The organism is Kitasatospora sp. NBC_00240 (genome assembly GCF_026342405.1).
Classification (GTDB): Bacteria; Actinomycetota; Actinomycetes; order Streptomycetales; family Streptomycetaceae; genus Kitasatospora.
Window position 1 is genome coordinate 5059436 of the sequence record NZ_JAPEMU010000001.1, and the last position, 17656, is coordinate 5077091.

The window sequence follows — 17656 nt, forward strand, 5'->3', positions numbered from 1 at the left end:
GTTACGCACAGTGCGCCCGACCGGGCGCGCCCGCCCGCCGGCCGCGGGCTGCTCGACGGGGCGCGCCCGTCCGCATCGTGGCTGTCATGGCCCTGCGGCCCGGCCCGGCGGGGTGAGAGCCGGTAAGTATGCTCATGGCGTTGATGGGAGAGCGTGCTGCCCGAAGGACGCCCGGCCCGGCAAGGCTGCGTCGGCAGGCCGGCAGCGGGGACGACAGGGGACGGCATGACGACGGACGGCCGGCGGATCCCGCCCCTCCTGGCGGGCCGCCACCCGGCCGGGCTGGCGCTGTTCGGATGGTTGGACGACGCCCGGGCGCCCCGGCTGTGCCGGGTGTCGGGCCCGCCGGGCGTCGGCAAGAGCCACCTGCTGGACTGGCTGGCGGCCGGGTGCGGCACGGCGCAGACCCCGGCCGCCCGGCGGATCAGGGCCGTCCTGCCGGCCGCCGGGCACTCGCTCAGCTCCGCGCTCTGGACGCTCGGGCACCGGCTCGGCGTGCCCGCACGCACCGTGCCGGAACTGACGGCGGGGCTGGCCGAGGACGGCCGGCCCACGGTGATCTGCGTCCCCGGACTGAACCGGGCGGCCCACCCGACCGCCCTGGTCGCCGAGTTGCTGCGGCCGTTGCTGGAGCTGCCGCAGGTGCGGATGGTCGTCGAGGCGGCCACCGGCAGCCCGGAGGCGGCGGCCTTCGGCCCCGGACCGGCGCCGGCCGTGATGGAGCTCGACGACCCGCAGTGGACCGACCGCGAGCGCTTCGGCGCCTGGTGCCTCGCCCGCGGCGGTGACCCCGGGGCTTACCCCAACGCCGCCGCGGCGCTGGGGCGTTCGGGGCAGCCAGGGCCGGCCTCGCTGGGTGAACTGGCCGCCCGGATCCCGGTCCGCCCCGACGGCACGCCCGACCTCCTGCGGACGGAGGAGGAGTTGCTCTCCGCGTTCTGGACCGCCGCGGCCCGCGAGGGCGGCGCCGGCCGGATGCAGGCCGACCCGCTGCTGCTGGTGCTGGCCGGCCCGGTCGCCGTCACGGCCGCGCTGGAGGGCGAGGACGGCACCGTCGCCCGCGCCTGGTGGGCGGCCGGTCCGGCGCTCGTCGAGCAGGCCGATCCGGCCCAGCGGGCGGCCACCCTGCGCACCCGACTGCTCGGCGTGGACGAGGCCGCCGTCGCCAGGCTGGCCGCCGTACCCGCCGCCTGGGCCGGCGTCTGGGCGCTCTGGCCGTCCGCGGGGGACGCCTGGCCCGGGCCGGTCACCGCGCTGGCCGCCGGTCACGGCGCCTACGCCGGACAGGTGCTGCTGGCCGGCCCGACCGGCGCGGTACGGACGGTGGACGCCGCCACCGGGCGCCCGGGTGCCCTGTTGGTGCCCGGCCCCCGACCCTTGCGCGCGCTCACCGCGACACCGGGCGGCAGCGTCGTGCTGCTCGACGCCGGGGGCCGCACCGAACTGCTGGCGCCGCCGCGGCCCGCCCCCGGCCTGGAGCCGTACGCCCTCGGTGAGGCGCTGGAGCGGCTGCGCGGTGCGGCGGCCGGCGAGCTCAGCGCGCTCGCGGTGGTCCCGGGGCTGGCCGGCGCCGCCCCGGCGGTCGGCGACGTGGCCGGCGGGGTGTGCTGGTACGAGGGCGGCGAGGTGCGCCGCGAGCAGCTGCACCAGGGCCCGGTGACCGCGCTAGCCGGGGCGGCGCTGGACGGTGACGGAGTGTCCGACGAGGGCTTCCCGCTGCTGGTGAGCGGCGGCTTCGACGGCGCCGTGCGGCTCTGGGGCCCGCGTTCGGAGCCGATGGCCGGGCCGTCCGACCGGCGCGAGGGCCCGGTGACGGCGGTCGCCGCCGGGGTCGGCGCGGCCGGACCGGTGGTGGCTGCGGCCTGGGAGGACGGGCTGGTCAGGGTGCGGTGGTTGGACGATCCGGACGGCGTCCTCGACCTGCGGCTGGGCGCCCCGGTCTGGTCGCTGGCCCTGGCCGGCGGACTCCTGGTGATCGGCGGGCCGGAGGGCCCGGTGGCTGTGCGACTCGGGGTGGAACAGCGGACATGAACGACAAGCGGACGCCGGTGACGGCGCGGGACCTGGACGAATGGTTCGGGGCGGCGGAGGTCGGCCGGCTGCCGGCCGGGCTGCTGCCCGGGGCGCTGGTCCACGGGCCCAGCCGTCGCTTCCTGACCGGGGTGGGGCTCCCGTTCCGGGCGGCCGGGCTGGAGCTGGACGCCGGGGCGGTCGACCCCTGGCCGACCCTGTCGGAGGCGCTCGGCGAGGAGATCCCCGGCGGAGGGCGGCTGCTGGTGATCGGCGCGCCGGTGTACGGGGACGGCCTGCTGGTGCTGGACGGCGTCGGCGGAACCGTCCACCTGGCGGCCCGGTGCCCCGGGCCCCCGGCGGAGCCGGCCCTGGACCTGATCGCCACCGACCTCTCCACCCTGGTCAGCCTGCTGCGGGAGGCGGCGGCCGTCCGGCGGGCCGCCGCGGATCCGCCGGACGCCGCGGGCCGGCGGGGGCCCGGGACCGTCCGCGCCGTGGTCGCGGAGGTCGAACGGCGGATGCGGGAGCTGGACCGGGCACCCTTCGACGCGGAGGGGTCGGCGCCGTACTGGAGCACCTTCGTCCGGGCCGAGGCGCTGCGCTGGGGTGCTTCGCGCGGGGACGGCACGGGGCTCGCCTACGACCTGACGCCGGAGCTGGTGGCCGAGTTGGGCGAGCCCGTGCGCCACGCCGCCGCGGAGCTGCCGGCCGGACTGACCCACGGCCCGACCGGGCGGCTGCTCGCCGAGGCCGGGCTGCCGCTGGGGCACCGCCTGCTCCAGGACCCGCCGCGGCAGCTCGTCCCGCTCGTCGAGGCCGACCCGTGGCGGTTCGACGAGGACTGGGACGAGGAGGAGGACGACCGCCCGCACCAGCGGGACTTCCTGCGGATCGGCGGCTGGCCGTACGACTGCGAGATCGTGCTGGACGGCCGGACCGGGCGGGTCGAGGTGACGACGGGCGACGGCGAGGAGGGCTGGCCGGAGGCCTACCTGAACCAGGACCTCTCGGCGCTGCTCTACATGTGCTGGACGGTGGACCGGATCCGTGCCGAGCACGGGCGCGGCCCCGCCGGGCCCCGCGGGGGCGGTTGGCGGGTCTTCGATCCGTCGGCGCTGCTGGAGGGGCTGCTGGAGGAGTTGCTCACGGAGATCGATCCGGCGGCCTTCGAGTCCGAGCAGCGGCCCTGGCGCGGCCTGGCCGAGGACCACCACATGGGCGGGCTGCTCGGCTGAGGTGCGCCCGCGGCCCGTGGCCCGGGGCGCCGGCGGCTCAGGGTACCGGGGTGGCTGGCTCTGGGCTCAGGGGCGGCGGCTCTGGGCTCAGGGGCGGCTCTGGGCTCAGGGGCGGCTCCGGGCTCAGGGGACGGCCGGGCCGCCGAGGTAGCCGCCCTCCGCGCTGTAAGGCCAGGCGTTGGGGCGGCAGCCCTTCAGCCCGTAGATCTGCTGCATCATCGCGGGGGCGGGCTTGTCCTTGCCCGGGCAGGTCTCGTGCCCGTGGCCGATCCGGTGCCCGACCTCGTGGTTGACGATCAGCGCGCGGTACTCGTCGATCGGCCCGTCGAACTGCGGCGACCCGGTGTTCCAGCGCTTGATGTTGACCACCACCTGGTCGCCGACGTTGCAGTTGACCTCGCCGTGGGTGTTCAGCCCGGCAGCGCCGCAGATCCGGTCCACGGTGTCGGGCGAGGCTATCTTCACGGTGAAGTCGTACGGGCCGGAGGCGACCGGCTGGAAGGCGTTCCTGCCGTCCGTCGTCCAGCCCCGCCGGTCCGCCAGGATGTTCCGGATCTGGGTGGCCGCGGCCTGCGGGTCGACCCCGCTGCCGTCCTCGACCTCGACCCGGTAGCGGCGGACGGTGCCGGTGCCGACCTGGCTGCCCTCGCCGCCGGCGACGGTGAAGGTCCCCGAGCCGTGCACCGGGTCGGCGGCCGGCGGGGCCGGGGTGGCGGCCGACCCGGTCGGGGCGGGGGCGGGTGGGCTGCCGGCCGGGGACGGCGGCGCCGGGGTGCGCGGCGGGGCGGGGGTCGCGGCCGCGGGCGGACCGTCGCCGGCCGGCCGGCCGTCCTGGGACTTCGCGCCCGCCGACGGGTCGGCCCCGGGTGTACTGCCGGCTGCCGCGGCGTTCGGCGGCTGCAGGGCGGCGCCGCCCCGGCGGTCGGCGACGTGGCGGGCGGGGTCGAGGGGCCGGGCGAGGGCGTAGACCGTGCCACCCGCGAGGAGGGCCGCGACGGCCAGCCCGACCGCGATGCCGGGGCCCCGGTTGCGCCGGGCTCGTCGGCGTCGGCCCCGGGCGGGCCGCGCGGTTTTCGGGGCGGGTCGGGCAGTTCGCACGGCGTACGCTTCCTGGTCCGGGGGCAGGGCCGAGGAGGCGTACGAAACCTGTTGCGCCCCCCGTCGCCCGTTCACCTTGGCACGGCCTCGGCGCGGCTGTCCACATACCCGGTATGTACCACGCCCCTGCCGCTCGGCCGTCGGACGGCCGGGCGGCAGGGGCGTGGCGCGCCCGGGGAGGTCAGCCCAGGGTGTCGGCAGCGGTCGGCGAGCTGTCCCGCAGGAACTGCGAGCAGCGCTCGGCCTCGCCCTTCTCCTCGATCGCGGCGGCCGCCCGCCCGAGCGCGTGCAGCGCGCGCAGGAAACCGCGGTTCGGCTCGTGCTCCCACGGCACCGGGCCGTGGCCCTTCCAGCCGGCCCGGCGCAGCGAGTCCAGCCCGCGGTGGTAGCCGGTCCGGGCGTAGGCGTACGACTCGACGACCCGGCCCGCGACGAAGGCGTCGTCGGCGAGCTGGGCCCAGGCGAGGGAGGAGGTCGGGAACTTCGCCGCCACCTCGGCGGGGGAGGCGCCGCCGGCCAGCAGCTCCAGCGGAGCGGTTTCGACGGGCAGGTGGGTCGGGGCCGGGCCGCCGAGGAGGTTCTGACCCGCGAAGGGGTTCTCGTGTGCGCTCATGCCCCCAGTGAACCACCAGTGGATGGCGGCGCCGTGGCCACGGTGTGCCGGTGCCGGGCCGGTCGGTCCTGGGCGGCGTGCCGCGGGCCCGGCGGCACGGCCCCCCGGAACGCACCGCGCCCCCGGCCCGGACGTGGTGTCCGGGCCGGGGGCGCGACGGGCGATCGGCGCTGCCGGAGGCAGGCCGGTCGGACTACTTCAGGCGGGTGCCGGCCGAGCGCAGGCTCCGGGCGGCCTCGGCCACGCGGACGGCCATGCCGGCCTCGCCGAGCTTGCCCCAGGTGCGCGGGTCGTAGGTGTTCTTCTTGCCGACCTCGCCGTCGACCTTCAGCACACCGTCGTAGTTGCGGAACATGTGGTCCGCGATCGGGCGGGTGAAGGCGTACTGGGTGTCGGTGTCGAGGTTCATCTTCACGACGCCGTTCTCCAGCGCGGTGGCGATCTCCTCGGCGGTGGAGCCCGAGCCGCCGTGGAAGACGAAGTCGAACGGGTCCTGCTTGCCGTACTGCTTGCCGATCGAGGCCTGCAGCTCCGCGAGCAGCTCCGGCTTCAGGACGACGTTGCCCGGCTTGTAGACGCCGTGCACGTTGCCGAAGGAGGCGGCCAGCAGGTAGCGGCCCTTCTCGCCCAGGCCGAGGGCCTCGGCGGTGCGGACGGCGTCGTTGACGGTGGTGTACAGCTCGTCGTTGATCTCGTGCGTGACACCGTCCTCCTCGCCGCCGGTCGGGGTGATCTCGACCTCAAGGATGATCTTGGCGGCGGCGGCCTGGGCCAGCAGCTCCTGCGCGATGGCCAGGTTGTCGGCGAGGGTCTCGGCCGAGCCGTCCCACATGTGCGACTGGAACAGCGGGTTCTGGCCCTTGGCGACGCGCTCGGCGGAGATCGCGAGCAGCGGGCGGACGTAGCCGTCCAGCTTGTCCTTGGGGCAGTGGTCGGTGTGCAGCGCGACGGTGATGTCGTACTTCGCGGCCACGATGTGGGCGAACTCGGCCAGCGCCACGGCGCCGGTCACCATGTCCTTGTTGTGCTGACCACCCAGGAACTCCGCACCACCGGTGGAGATCTGGATGATGCCGTCGCTCTCCGCCTCGGCGAAGCCGCGAAGGGCCGCGTGCAGGGTCTGCGTCGAGGTGACGTTGATGGCCGGGTAGGCGAACTTGCCCGCCTTGGCCCGGTCCAGCATCTCGTTGTAGACCTCGGGAGTTGCGATGGGCATGCGAATCCGCTCCTGTCGGGTTGCGGCGTACGGACGGTGATGTCCGACGCTGTGTACGCCTTCGGTACGACCTGAGGTACCGGGGGCCGACGCGGCTCTGCGACACGGCTTTCTGGTACCGGGCTTCGGGGCTGCCGCCGCGGTGTCACGAAGAGGGTGTTCGCTACCACGGGCCGGACGCCGGTGCCATCTTCCCAGACTTGCCCCCGCGGTCCACCAAGGGCCCGCCAGTCGGACGCCGGGCCCCCGCATGCTACGAACGGATGAGTCCTCGCCGCCCCGGAGGCTGAGGACTCCGGTAAGGCGGGCCCGCTATCCTGCGGCCGTGGACTACAACCAGCTCGCCGTCAACCTGCTCGACGCCAAATCGCTGATCTCGTCGCTCGGCGCCATCGGGTTGATCGCCATCATCTTCGCGGAGACCGGCCTGCTGGTCGGATTCTTCTTCCCCGGTGACTCCCTGCTGATCCTGGCCGGCGTCGCCTCCTCCAGTGCCGCCTCCTCGGTGCTCGGCGAGGGCGCCCGGCTGCCGATCGCGGCGCTGCTGATCGGCGCGCCCGTCGCGGCCGTCGCGGGGGCGCAGCTCGGCCACCTGATCGGGGTCAGGGTCGGCCCCCGGATGTTCGACAAGCCGGAGTCGAAGATCTTCCGCCGCGAGTACGTGCTCAAGGCCGAGGAGTACTTCGAGAAGTTCGGCCCGGGCAAGGCCGTGGTGCTGGCCCGCTTCATGCCGATCGTGCGGACCTTCCTGAACCCGGTCGCCGGCACCCTGCAGATGCCCGCCAAGACCTTCCTGCTGTGGAACGTCGTCGGCGGTGTGCTGTGGACCGAGTCGATGCTGCTGATCGGCTACTTCTTCGGCGACGCGCTGGCGCCGGTGATCGACAAGTACCTGATCCCCGCGGTGCTGCTGATCGTCCTGCTCTCGATCACGCCGGTCCTGGTCGAGGTGATGCGCGAGCGCAGGAAGAAGAAGGCCGGCGGCCCGGCGGTGGCCGAGGAGGCCGACGCGGTCCAGGCCGGCGGGCGTCACCGCCGCGGCTGACCGCAGCCGGAGCCGACGGAGAAGCCCCGCTCTGTTTCACGTGAAACAGAGCGGGGCTTTCCCTTGCGTCCGTGCGTGCGTGCACGCCCGGCCGCCGTTCGCGCCGTCGGGCGCGTCCACCGGGGCCGGCCGTGCGGCGGGCTCAGCCCAGGTCGAGGTCGGCCAGGTTGTACGCGGTGCGGTACGGCAGACCGGTCGCCCGGACCGCCTCCTCGCCGCCGCGCTCCACGATCACCGCGACGCCGACCACCTCGGCGCCGGCCTCCCGCAGTGCCTCGACGGCCGTGAGCACCGAGCCGCCGGTGGTGGAGGTGTCCTCCACGGCCAGCACCCGGCGGCCCTTCACGTCCGGGCCCTCGATCCGGCGCTGCAGGCCGTGGGCCTTGCCCGCCTTGCGGACCACGAAGGCGTCCAGCTTGCGGCCGCGGGCGCCGGCGGCGTGCAGCATCGCGGCCGCGACCGGGTCGGCGCCCAGGGTCAGGCCGCCCACCGCGTCGTAGTCCAGGTCGGCGGTCGCGTCCAGCATGACCTTGCCGACCAGCGGTGCCGCTTCGGCGTCCAGCGTGATGCGGCGCAGGTCGACGTAGTAGTCGGCCTCCAGCCCGGAGGAGAGGGTGACCTTGCCGTGCACGACGGCCTTGTCCTTGATCTGTGCCAGCAGGGCGTCGCGGTCGTTGCTCAGGTCGTTGCTCATGAACAGCCAGTCTAGAGCCCGCCCGGCCGCCGGACCGCCCGCCGGGTCGGCCGGGGGCCGACCGGACGGCCCGAGCGGTCGGCGGAGGTCAGCGCCGGCGCAGCACCCGGACGAGCACCACCGCGCCGCCGAGCAGGGCCACCCCGCCGCCGATCATCCACGGGACGGCCGCCCGGCCGCCCGGGACGGACCCGCCGGCGCCGGCGCCGCCCCATCGGGAGGCGGCCCGGGCCCGGGCGCTGCGGGCGGGCAGTGCCGGGGCGTACCGGCCGCGCGGCGGGGCGTGGTCCACCTCCTCGGCGGAGCGGCCCACGATGCTGCGGCGCACCGGCCCGGAGAGCGCCGGGTCCTGGTCGTAGCCGTAGGGCAGGTCGGCGGAGGCGTCCGCCGGCCGGCCGCTCTCCTCCTCGGCGCCGGTGGGCAGGCCGAAGCGCTCGGCGTCGGCGTCCGAGAAGGCGATCAGGTCGGACAGGTCGTCGTCCAGCGAGTCGCCGTCGAAGGCGTCCTCGAAGGCTTCCTCGGCCGCCGCACCGGCAGCCGCACCGGCAGCCGCGGTCTCGTCCGGGGACTTGCCCTCGGTGGCCGTCGCGGCCTCGTCCCCGCTCGCGTCGGCGGTCGGGGCGCGGTCCTCCAGGAACAGCACGGTGGCGCCGGGGCCCTCGGCGGTCTCCTCCTCGGGCTCCTCGCCCTCGTCCTCCTCCGGCAGGCCCTCGCCGGCGGAGGCCAGCGCGGCGGCGAAGCGGTCCAGCAGCCGGCGCCCGGTGGCGGCGAGGGTCTCGGCGTCGAACTCGTCCAGTCGCCCGGTCGCGCTCAGGTCGCCGGTGAAGCGGACGGTCGCGGTGGTGCTGCCGGCCTCCGGCTCGCCGCCCCCGTCCTCGCCGCCCCCGTCCTCGCCGTCGGCGGCGCCGCCCGGCCGGACCGCGATCCGGACGGTCGCGGTGGCCTCGCCGCTGCCCCGGGCCTCCTGGCCCTCGGCGAACGCGGTGAGGACGCCCTCGCGTCCCTCGATCAGGGACAGCACGCCCCGGTACGTGATCGTCGAGGTGCCGATCCGCAGCCGCAGCCGGCCGCTGATCTCCTCGGCCTGCCCGCTGCCCGCAGCGGCCGGCTCGGTGCTCAGACCGGGGACGCAGCGGGCCAGCAGGGCCGGATCCTGCAGGGCCTGCCGGACCAGTGCGGCCGGCATCGGGACGACAACCTCATGCTCCATGTCTGCGAGCCTACCCACCGGGCCGGGTTGTGAGCGGTGTCCGGGCCCGTGCGCCGGTGAGGAGGACCCCGCCGGCCCCCGGACGGCGGGCGAGCCGGCCAGGACGGGCGGGGCGTCAGCCCAGGCCGAGCACGGTCGACGCGGCCGGCGGCCGGGCCGGCCGGTCGGCGGCCAGCCGCTCGGCGGCGGCCCGCAGGCCGTCCTCGGTGAGCGCGCGGGGCAGCGGCGCGTCCGCGGCCAGGGCGAGGCCGGGCCGGCCGGCGGCGGCCAGCAGGAAGCCCTGCGGGCGGGCCGGGCCGCAGCCGGTGGCCGGACCGGCCGCGATCCCGTACGGCAGGGTCTGCAGGCCGGCCGCCCGCAGGCCCGCCTCGACCGGCCAGAGCCCGGACTCCGACGGGCCGGCCCGGACGGCGAGCCGCCCGTCGGGGGCGAGCACCCGGGCGGCCAGGCCGAGGAACTCCTGGGACTGGAACTTGCCCCCACGGGCCTCGGGCGGCGCGGGCAGGCCGGACAGGATCACGTCGAACGGGCCCGCGGTCCGGCCGCCGGAGGGGCTGCGCAGCCACTCCAGCGGGTCGGCGTGGGTGATCCGCACCCGGGGGTCGTCCAGCGAGTGCCCGCCGAGCGCGGCGAGCGCCGGGTCGGTGCGGGCCAGGCCGGTCAGCGCCGGGTCCGGCTCGACCAGCCGGACGCTGCGCACCCCCGAGTGCCGCAGCACCTCGCGCAGGGCCAGGCCGTCGCCGCCGCCGAGCAGCAGCACCCGGGTGTCCGGGCCGGTGCCCATGGCCGGGTGGACCAGCGCCTCGTTGCCCCGGTACTCGTCGGGGCCGCAGACGGCGGGCCGGCCGTCCAGGTAGAGCCGGAGCGGCTCGTCCGGACCGCTGTCGGGGCGGGCGTCGGCCGGGCCGGTGAGCACGATCTCCTGGTAGCGGGTCTGGGCGGCGAAGCGGACCTGCGCGCCGTACAGGGCGTGCCGGGCGGCCCGCTCGATCGCGCCGGAGCAGGCGGCCGCGGCCGCGAGGGTGACCAGGACGAGGCCGCAGCCCGTCCAGAGCAGGGCGCGGGAGCGGGGTTCGGGTTCGTCGCGGAACAGCCAGAGCACCACGGCGCCGCCCGCGAGGGCGTTGACGGCGCCGGTGGCCAGCGCGCCGGCGGCCGGCCCGAAGGCGGGCAGGATCAGGAAGGGGAAGGCCAGCCCACCGACCAGGGCGCCCACGTAGTCGGCGGCGAACAGGTCGGCGACGGCGCGGCCGGCGTCCTCCCGGCGGATCCGCTGGATCAGGGTCATCAGCAGCGGGATCTCGGCGCCGATCAGGACACCGATCACCCCGGTCAGGGCGACGATCGCGGCCTGGTAGCCGCCGAACCGGGCCCACCAGGCGTGCAGGCCGAGCACCGAGAGCCCGCCGACCAGCGCGAGCGCGCACTCGACCAGCGCGAAGGCGCTGGCCGGGCGCCGGGTGAACCGCTTGGCGAGCAGCGAGCCCAGGCCCATCGCGAACACCATCACGGAGAGCACCACGGAGGTCTGCGTGACCGAGTCCCCGATCAGGTAGTTGCCGAGGGCGACGAGTTCCAACTCGTAGACCAGGCCGCAGGCCGCGCAGACGAAGGCGGCCAGCAGCACCGCCGGCCGGGCCAGGCCGGGCCGGATCCGCGGCCGGCTTCGGCAGCGTACGGCCAGGCGGTTCCCGGGCCGGCCGGGCCGCGCGGGGCGGCGGTCGGGGCCGGAGCCGTCGGCCGGGTCGGGGCCCGGGTCGAGTACCGGCTGAGCGGGTGGACCCGCCGGATGGTTGATCACGAACAAACGCTAGGCGACGGATGATGCGGATAGCTGCGTCCATCCGTGGGACAGCGCGGTGCGTCCGGTTGACGGATCGTTCCTGCGTACGAATCGGGGGTCGTCCCCGTCATCGGCCGCGGACCACCAGCGAGGAGCGGGTGCACACCAGCCGTCCCTCCTGCGGATAGGCGTGCCAGGTGCGCCAGAGCAGCCGGTTCGCGTCGCCCTGGGTCATCAGGGCGGTGAAGGCGCTCGGGTCGCCGGGGAAGACCCCGGCGAGGCCACGCGGGTGGCCCTCGACCAGGGCCAGCAGTTCCTGGGCGCGGGCGGCGAAGTCGTGCGGCGGCATCGCCTCGATCCGGGCCGCGAACTCGTACTCCCAGCCCGCGACCTGCTTGGCGACCCGGGCGGGCAGCGGGGTGCGCCGGCCCGGCAGGCAGGCGACCGTCTCCAGGCATTCGCCCGGTCCGGCCGCGATCAGGACCTGGTGGGAGGCGCCGAGCAGGCGCAGTTGCAGCGTCCCGGCCGGTCCTGGTCCGCGGACGCCGCCGATTCTCAGGTCGCGGACGGCGAGTGCGGGCAGCGGTTCGCCGCCCAGGCACCAGGCCAGGTCACCGGCGCGGGTGTCGGTGTAGGAGGTCTGCAGTGTGGTGAGCATGCTCGGCTCCGCGTTTCAGCTCCGTGCGCGCCCGCCGTGCAGCGTCCGACTAGGCCGAAGACGAGGCTGTTCGAGGCTGTGCGGTCCAGGGCGCGGCCGACCGTGGAAGGAAGGATTCCGGCTGGAGATTCAGCAGCAGAGAAGCATGAATACGCCGGGTCCGTCGGTGATTTACCCAACTTTGTCAAGCATTCACCGTTTCGGGCACCGGCGCTTCCCCAGTCCGATCACTCCGGTGCGTGACTGTGTTCGGAGTGCGCCCCCTTGACCGGAGTGTGCGCCGTGCAGTCCGGTCGTGCGCCCCCTGGGAAACCTGGCCCGGCGCGCTGTTGCCGTTCGATCCGCGCCGCCCCCGCGACCCCACCCCGACGGTCGGGCGAGGTGCCGCCGTTCGGGTGGCGGAGCACCCTGGCGTCGCTGGAGTGAAGAGGCCACCGGCATATGACAGAGCGTCAGATCACCTGTGCGGAAGGGCCGGTACGGCGATCGCCGGGCCCCAGGGGGTCGGCCCCGGAAGGTCGGCCCCGAGAGCGCCCCGTCGGCCGCCTGCTCCCGGGAGTGGCGTCGGCCGTCGCCCGCCAAGGGTGCGGCGGCAGGGCCGGCTTCGGGGCGGTGGCCGAAGGGTGGCTTCGGGGTGGGGCATGGAAAGCGGTCCCCGCCTCATAATTATGCATTTGATGATGCTGTGTCGACTTACGGCATCGATTCCACGATGGCTCGCAGTGCGTCATTTTGCCTGTTCTGCAACAAAGTTGCCGCACCGTCAGGCGTCCCTGTCGCTGAAGCTGTGGCGCCCCACCATTTGAGAGAGTATGTTGATCCACGCATCTGTATCCAAAACGGGGAGACGGTCATGGACCTGGCAGTGCCGCAGGGGTTTCGCTCGTACACCGCGAACATGGGGCTGAAGGACTCGGCCCACGACTTCGCGGTGGTGGTCTCGGAAGTCCCCGCCGTCTCCGCGGCGGTGTACACCAAGTCCCGCTTCGCCGGGCCCAGCGTGGTGCTGAGCCGGGCCGACACCGCCGCGCGGAAGAGCCGCGGCATGGTGGTTGTCTCCCGCAACGCGAACGTGGCGACCGGCAAGGTCGGCGCGGCGCACGCGGAGGAGGTCCGCCGGCTCGCCGCGGAGAAGGCCGGGGTCCGGCCCGAGGAGCTGGTGATCGGCTCCACCGGGGTGATCGGCCGCCCGTACCCGATCGAGAGCATCCGGGCGGGCATCGCCGCGATCCCCACCCCACTGCCGCCGGCCGACTTCGAGGCCGCAGCGGCGGCCATCATGACCACCGACACCCGGGCCAAGTCCGTCCACCTGCGCTGCGGCGACGCCGTCCTGGTGGGCATCGCCAAGGGCGTCGGCATGATCGAGCCCAACATGGCGACGCTGCTGACCTTCTTCTTCACCGACGCCGGACTCGCCCCCGACCGGCTCGACGCCGTCTTCCGTCGGGTGATCGACCGGACCTTCAACGCGCTCAGCATCGACACCGACACCTCCACCAGCGACAGCGCCGCCGTCTTCGCCAACGGCCTGGCCGGCCCGGTGGACGAGGCCGAGTTCGAGCAGGTGCTGTACCAGGCCGCGCTGACGCTGGTCCGCGACATCGCCTCCGACGGCGAGGGCGCCGGCAAGCTGCTGGAGGTCCGGGTCAGCGGTGCGCGGGACGTCGCGCAGGCCAAGCGGGTCGGCAAGGCCGTGGTGAACTCGCCACTGGTCAAGACGTCCGTGCACGGCGCCGACCCGAACTGGGGCCGGGTGGCGATGGCCGTCGGCAAGCTCGACGACGACCTCGACATCGAGCCGTCCCGGATCCGGATCCACTACGGCGAGCTGGAGATGTTCCCCGAGGAGCCGGACGACGCGATGCTGGAGCGGGCCCGCACGTACCTCTTGGGCGACGAGGTGGTGATCCGGATCGACCTCGGGATCGCGGACGCCGCCTTCACGGTGTACGGCTGCGACCTGACCGAGGGCTACGTCGAACTCAACTCCGGTTACACCACCTGAACCGGACACCGGGCGACGGGGGCCCACGGCGATCACCGTCGCCCGGTGGAATCCGGCCGGGCCGGACGGTTCGACCGGAGATGTCCGGCGGGACTTCCGCAGGCGCCCGGTCGGGTGTCAGAGCCGCTGGAGGCGGGTGACGGCCTCCTGGAGGACGTCCTCCCGCTTGCAGAAGGTGAACCGGACCAGGCTCCGGCCGGCCTCGGTGTTGTCGTAGAAGACCACGTTGGGGATGGCCACCACGCCGCAGCGGGCGGGCAGGGAGCGGCAGAATTCGAGGCCGTCCTTCTCGCCCAGAGGAGTGATGTCGGTGGTGATGAAGAAGGTGCCCTCGGGGCGGAAGGCCCGGAACCCGGCCGCCTCCAGCCCGTCGGCGAGCAGGTCGCGCTTGCGCAGGAGGTCGGCGCGGAAGGCGGCGAAGTACTCGTCCGGCAGCCGCAGCGCCTCGGCGACGGCGTACTGGAAGGGCCCGGCGTTCACATAGGTGAGGTACTGCTTCGCGGTGCGGACGGCCGAGACCAGCGCCGGGGAGGCGGTGACCCAGCCGACCTTCCAGCCGGTGAAGGAGAAGGTCTTGCCGGCCGAGGAGATCGAGACGGTCCGCTCGCGCATGCCGGGCAGGGCGGCGATCGGGTGGTGCACGCCGTCGAAGACGAGGTGCTCGTAGACCTCGTCGGCGACCACCAGCAGGTCGTGCTCGACGGCGAGGGCGGCGATCGCGGCCAGCTCCTCGGGGGTGAGGACGGTGCCGGTCGGGTTGTGCGGGGTGTTCAGCAGCAGCAGCCGGGTGCGCGGGGTGATCAGGGAGCGCAGCTCGTCCAGGTCGGGGCGGAACACCGGGGCGCGCAGGGTGAGCGGCACCCGGGTGGCGCCGGCCATGGCCACGCAGGCGGCGTAGGAGTCGTAGAAGGGCTCCAGGGCGATCACCTCGTCGCCGGGCTCCAGCAGGGCGAGCAGGGCGGCGGCGAGGGCCTCGGTGGCGCCGGCGGTGACCAGGACCTCGGTGTCGGGGTCGTAGGTGAGGCCGTGGAACCGCTGCTGGTGCTCGGCGACGGCCTGCCGCAGCTCGGGGATGCCGGGGCCGGGCGGGTACTGGTTGCCCTGGCCGGTCAGGACGGCGCGGGCGGCGGCCTCGGCGATCTCGCGCGGCCCGTCGGTGTCCGGGAAGCCCTGCCCGAGGTTGATCGAGCCGGTGGCCGTGGCCAGCGCGGACATCTCGGCGAAGATCGTCGTGCCGAGACCTTGCAGCCTGCGGTTCAGCAGCGGCCTGTCACCCATACCGGCTCCTCCTGGCTTGTCGTCGGGATCATCCTCCGGGCATCGCCGGGCCGGGGACAAGTCCGCCCGGGCAGGAGTCCCGGGCGCCGGTCCGGCCGGCCCCTGCGCCCGCCGGGCGGGCGGCCCCGCGCGCGGGTGCGGTGGTTGCCCCGGCGGGGGGGACGACGACGGCCCGCCCCCGGTGCCGGGGGCGGGCCGTGCGAGCGCTACGGGCCTGCGGGGCGCGCGCGGGCGCGGTTCAGGACTCGTCGGAGGCGCCGTCCTCGGGGGTGCCCTCGTCGCCCTCGATGTCCTTCTGGAGGCCGAGGCGCTCGACGATCCACTGCTCGAAGCCGACCGCGGCCTGGGTCCAGTTGGCGGTGGTGGTCACGAAGTACTCCAGGTTCACGCCGGTGCCGACGATCATCTGGGACTCGCCGATCAGGCGGACCACGCCGTCCTCGTGCGTGTGGGTGTAGACCTTCGGCCAGAGGGTCTCACGGTTCCACTCGTCGATGAGGTCGAGGATCTCGCCCTTGTCCTCCAGCGGGTACGAGCGGTCGTAGAAGGCGCGGACCGCGAAAAGCTCCTTCTGCTCGCCGCGGAACATGTAGTAGACGCGGAACCCGTCCCAGGGGGCGGTGAGGTCACCCTCCTCGTCGACCACGTGCTTCAGCTGCATCTGGTCGAGCAGCTGGGCTACGAGGGCCTGGTCGGGCACCACGACCGGCGGCGGGCCGGCCGGCTGGCCCTGACCGGGCTGACCACCCTGCGGGCCCTGGGGGACGCCGAACGAAGGGATGGACGACGGGTCGATACTCATGGGAGGTCCTCTTCTCAGTGCACGTGGGTGGTCGGCAATGAGAGGCCGCCCTTCCACGTCCCATCCTGCCTCATCCTGGGCCCCGGACACAGGGGCTCCCGGGGGCGGGCCCGCCCTCCGACCAGGCTCAGGGCCGGTACGCCTCGACCGAGCGGACGGTACCGAGCCGGCCGGCGTCGTTGTACATGCCGCTGTTCCAGGTCCAGGCCCAGAGGTGGCGGCTTCCGCTGCCGGAGGGGGAGGAGATGCTGTAGTAGAAGTAGAAGTCGTTGTTGCCGGAGTAGATGTCCCCCGTGTTGTAGATCGTCACGTTCATGTACCCGTCGTTGGCGAAGCACAGGTGGTCGCTGGTGGTCATGACGTTCACGAAATCCCACCGGCCGTCGCAGCTGACCCGATTGATGGCACTCGCGTCCGTGGCCGGTGCGGCGAGGGCGAGGGCGGCGGCTGCCGCCGTGGTGAGAGCGGCTTTCTTCCAGCGGCGGGTCATGATTCTCCTGTTTTCCCTGATGTCTCTGCCGGCCGGTCCCTGGTCGGGTCCGGCGGGCCGACGGCGGTCGGCGTGGCCGACCGGATCCTTGCAAGGGGCTGTCGGCACGGGCCAGGAGGTTGACCGGAGGTTGACCGGAGGAACTGCCGGGCGGTCCACCCAAACGTGTACGGGCAGTGAGCTTTGTCACGCACTGAGTGATCGCATTCCGTTGCCGTTGCCGCCGGATGCCGTTAGCGTGCGGTGAAACCCTCCCGGCAGGACAATTTCCGCTGTCGGACGTCCAGTTGAGGTTTCATTGGTTCGGGGGAGTCAGTGGTGGGGGGTCCTGTCATGGCGACGGGCAATTGTCTGGGGGCATTGCTCCGGAGCATGCGGCTCGACCGGGGAATGACCCAGGAGGATCTGGGCGCGGCCTCCGGAATGAGCGTGCGGTCCATTCGTGATCTGGAGCGCGGGGTTTCCTGTCCGCGGATCTCCACCCTCCGACTGTTGGCCCAGACCTGGAAGTTGTCCGAGGCCCAGGGGGCCGAACTGCACCGGCTGGCCCGCGCCGAGCGGGACCGGGCGGGCAGGAATCTCAAGACCGGAGCGTATGCGTGAAGTTGCAGGCACGGGTCGCGGTACCGGCCCTGGCGGTCGCCGGGCTGCTCGCCGCCCTCTCGGGTTGTACCTCCGGCGGGCCGGCCGGAGCGGCCTCGCCGACGCTGACCCAGCCGCCGGCCGGGGCCGCGCCCGCGCCCTCCTCGGGGCGCGACGCGATGATGCAACTCCCGCTCGGTGCCTACGGATCCACCGACAGTCGCAGCGACATGACGAGCCAGGCGGTCCGGGCGCTGATCACCAAGTGCATGCACGCGGCCGGCTACGCCACCTTCACCCGGGACGACGCGCTCAACGAGGGCAAGCGCCCCGACAGCGCCACGGCGATGCCGGCCGGTGCCTTCGGCTACCTCTCGGAGAGTGTGGCGGCCACCCAGGGGTTCCACCCGGCGCCGGAGACGAGCGTCCCGCCGGCCCACCGACAGCTGGAGCCCGCCGAGGAGCAGGCCGTGCAGAAGTGCGTGGAGGGCTCGTTCGGGCAGCTCAACAGTCCGGACACGGCCGGTTCGGAGCTGGTCGGACGGCTCTACGGCGATTCGCTGGCGGCGCTGGCGAAGGATACCCGGGTGTCCGCGGCCACCACGGCCTGGCAGGGCTGCATGGGCGCCGCCGGATTCGCCGGAGTCACTCCGCAGGGGCTGGTGGACCAGTACCACGGCGGCCCTCAGGCGCCCGCCGGCCCTTCGCCGGAGGAGCTCGCCGCGGCGAAGGCGGACGCCGTCTGCACGAGCGGCACCAACCTGGCCGGGATCTGGTTCGAGGCGCTGGCCGGCTACCAGAAGCAGCTGGTCGACGCCAACCAGCAGAAGCTGGCGGAGTACCAGGTCAAGGCCAAGGACCGGGAGGCGAAGCTCGCCAAGATCATCGCCGAGTCCTGAACGCCGGTTCTTGAACGCCGACTTCTGAGCGC

16 protein-coding genes are annotated in these 17656 nt (G+C 74.3%); 6 read left to right on the top strand and 10 right to left on the bottom strand.

The genetic code is table 11. The annotated features are described in order from the left end of the window. The first annotated feature begins 225 nt into the window (after positions 1-225). Together OG689_RS21430 and OG689_RS21435 are read left to right on the top strand one after the other, a co-directional pair. A complete protein-coding gene (locus OG689_RS21430) occupies positions 226-2031 on the top strand; it encodes a hypothetical protein (protein WP_266322538.1) in 1806 nt (601 codons plus the stop codon). After that, positions 2028-3248 carry an SUKH-4 family immunity protein gene (locus OG689_RS21435; protein WP_266322539.1) on the top strand — a complete coding sequence of 407 codons (1221 nt, stop codon included), beginning with the start codon at positions 2028-2030 and terminating at the stop codon, positions 3246-3248. Before OG689_RS21430 ends, OG689_RS21435 begins: the two co-directional genes overlap by 4 nt. 123 nt (positions 3249-3371) lie before the next feature. On the opposite strand, the gene OG689_RS21440 is transcribed toward OG689_RS21435, so the two are convergent. The 3 genes from OG689_RS21440 to fbaA form a co-directional block, all read right to left on the bottom strand. Next, positions 3372-4346: a DUF3152 domain-containing protein gene (locus OG689_RS21440; protein WP_266322540.1), complete on the bottom strand. Its 975-nt coding sequence runs from the start codon at positions 4344-4346 to the stop codon at positions 3372-3374. Positions 4347-4527: 181 nt separating this feature from the next. Further along, positions 4528-4959 (bottom strand): DUF3151 domain-containing protein, encoded by a 432-nt coding sequence (locus OG689_RS21445; protein WP_266322541.1) that lies wholly within the window; start codon positions 4957-4959, stop codon positions 4528-4530. Positions 4960-5152: 193 nt separating this feature from the next. Then, complete coding sequence (gene fbaA / locus OG689_RS21450; protein WP_266322542.1) at positions 5153-6175, bottom strand: class II fructose-bisphosphate aldolase; 1023 nt, start codon at positions 6173-6175, stop codon at positions 5153-5155. 325 nt (positions 6176-6500) lie between these two features. Between fbaA and OG689_RS21455 the strand changes: the two genes are divergently transcribed. Continuing rightward, complete coding sequence (locus OG689_RS21455; protein WP_266322543.1) at positions 6501-7220, top strand: VTT domain-containing protein; 720 nt, start codon at positions 6501-6503, stop codon at positions 7218-7220. 142 nt (positions 7221-7362) lie between these two features. On the opposite strand, the gene pyrE is transcribed toward OG689_RS21455, so the two are convergent. From pyrE to OG689_RS21475, 4 genes are all read right to left on the bottom strand, one after another. Next, positions 7363-7914 (bottom strand): orotate phosphoribosyltransferase, encoded by a 552-nt coding sequence (pyrE, locus tag OG689_RS21460; protein ID WP_073929141.1) that lies wholly within the window; start codon positions 7912-7914, stop codon positions 7363-7365. 88 nt (positions 7915-8002) lie between these two features. Continuing rightward, the gene (locus OG689_RS21465; RefSeq protein WP_266322544.1) at positions 8003-9124 is read right to left on the bottom strand and encodes a hypothetical protein; all 1122 of its coding nucleotides are present in this window, start codon (positions 9122-9124) and stop codon (positions 8003-8005) included. Positions 9125-9239: 115 nt separating this feature from the next. Further along, positions 9240-10751, bottom strand: coding sequence for a spermidine synthase (locus OG689_RS21470; protein ID WP_266327325.1), 1512 nt, complete (start codon positions 10749-10751; stop codon positions 9240-9242). A gap of 283 nt (positions 10752-11034) precedes the next feature. After that, positions 11035-11565, bottom strand: a complete 531-nt coding sequence (locus tag OG689_RS21475) for a DUF2617 family protein (RefSeq protein ID WP_073929139.1) — start codon at positions 11563-11565, stop codon at positions 11035-11037. An 853-nt stretch (positions 11566-12418) separates the two neighbouring features. Between OG689_RS21475 and argJ the strand changes: the two genes are divergently transcribed. After that, the gene (argJ, locus tag OG689_RS21480; protein WP_266322545.1) at positions 12419-13573 is read left to right on the top strand and encodes a bifunctional glutamate N-acetyltransferase/amino-acid acetyltransferase ArgJ; all 1155 of its coding nucleotides are present in this window, start codon (positions 12419-12421) and stop codon (positions 13571-13573) included. 117 nt (positions 13574-13690) lie between these two features. Here argJ and OG689_RS21485 read toward each other — a convergent pair whose 3' ends face one another. From OG689_RS21485 to OG689_RS21495, 3 genes are all read right to left on the bottom strand, one after another. Beyond that, positions 13691-14851, bottom strand: a complete 1161-nt coding sequence (locus OG689_RS21485; protein ID WP_266322546.1) for a pyridoxal phosphate-dependent aminotransferase — start codon at positions 14849-14851, stop codon at positions 13691-13693. A gap of 238 nt (positions 14852-15089) precedes the next feature. After that, on the bottom strand, positions 15090-15653 hold the full coding sequence (locus OG689_RS21490) for a YbjN domain-containing protein (RefSeq protein WP_266322547.1): 564 nt from the start codon (positions 15651-15653) through the stop codon (positions 15090-15092). Between the two features lie 127 nt (positions 15654-15780). Then, complete coding sequence (locus OG689_RS21495) at positions 15781-16143, bottom strand: beta/gamma crystallin domain-containing protein (protein ID WP_266322548.1); 363 nt, start codon at positions 16141-16143, stop codon at positions 15781-15783. Between the two features lie 333 nt (positions 16144-16476). Between OG689_RS21495 and OG689_RS21500 the strand changes: the two genes are divergently transcribed. Both OG689_RS21500 and OG689_RS21505 read left to right on the top strand, forming a co-directional pair. After that, positions 16477-16746: a helix-turn-helix domain-containing protein gene (locus OG689_RS21500; protein WP_266322549.1), complete on the top strand. Its 270-nt coding sequence runs from the start codon at positions 16477-16479 to the stop codon at positions 16744-16746. Then, complete coding sequence (locus OG689_RS21505) at positions 16743-17624, top strand: hypothetical protein (RefSeq protein ID WP_266322550.1); 882 nt, start codon at positions 16743-16745, stop codon at positions 17622-17624. The genes OG689_RS21500 and OG689_RS21505 overlap by 4 nt, the downstream gene beginning before the upstream one ends. Positions 17625-17656: the final 32 nt, after the last annotated feature.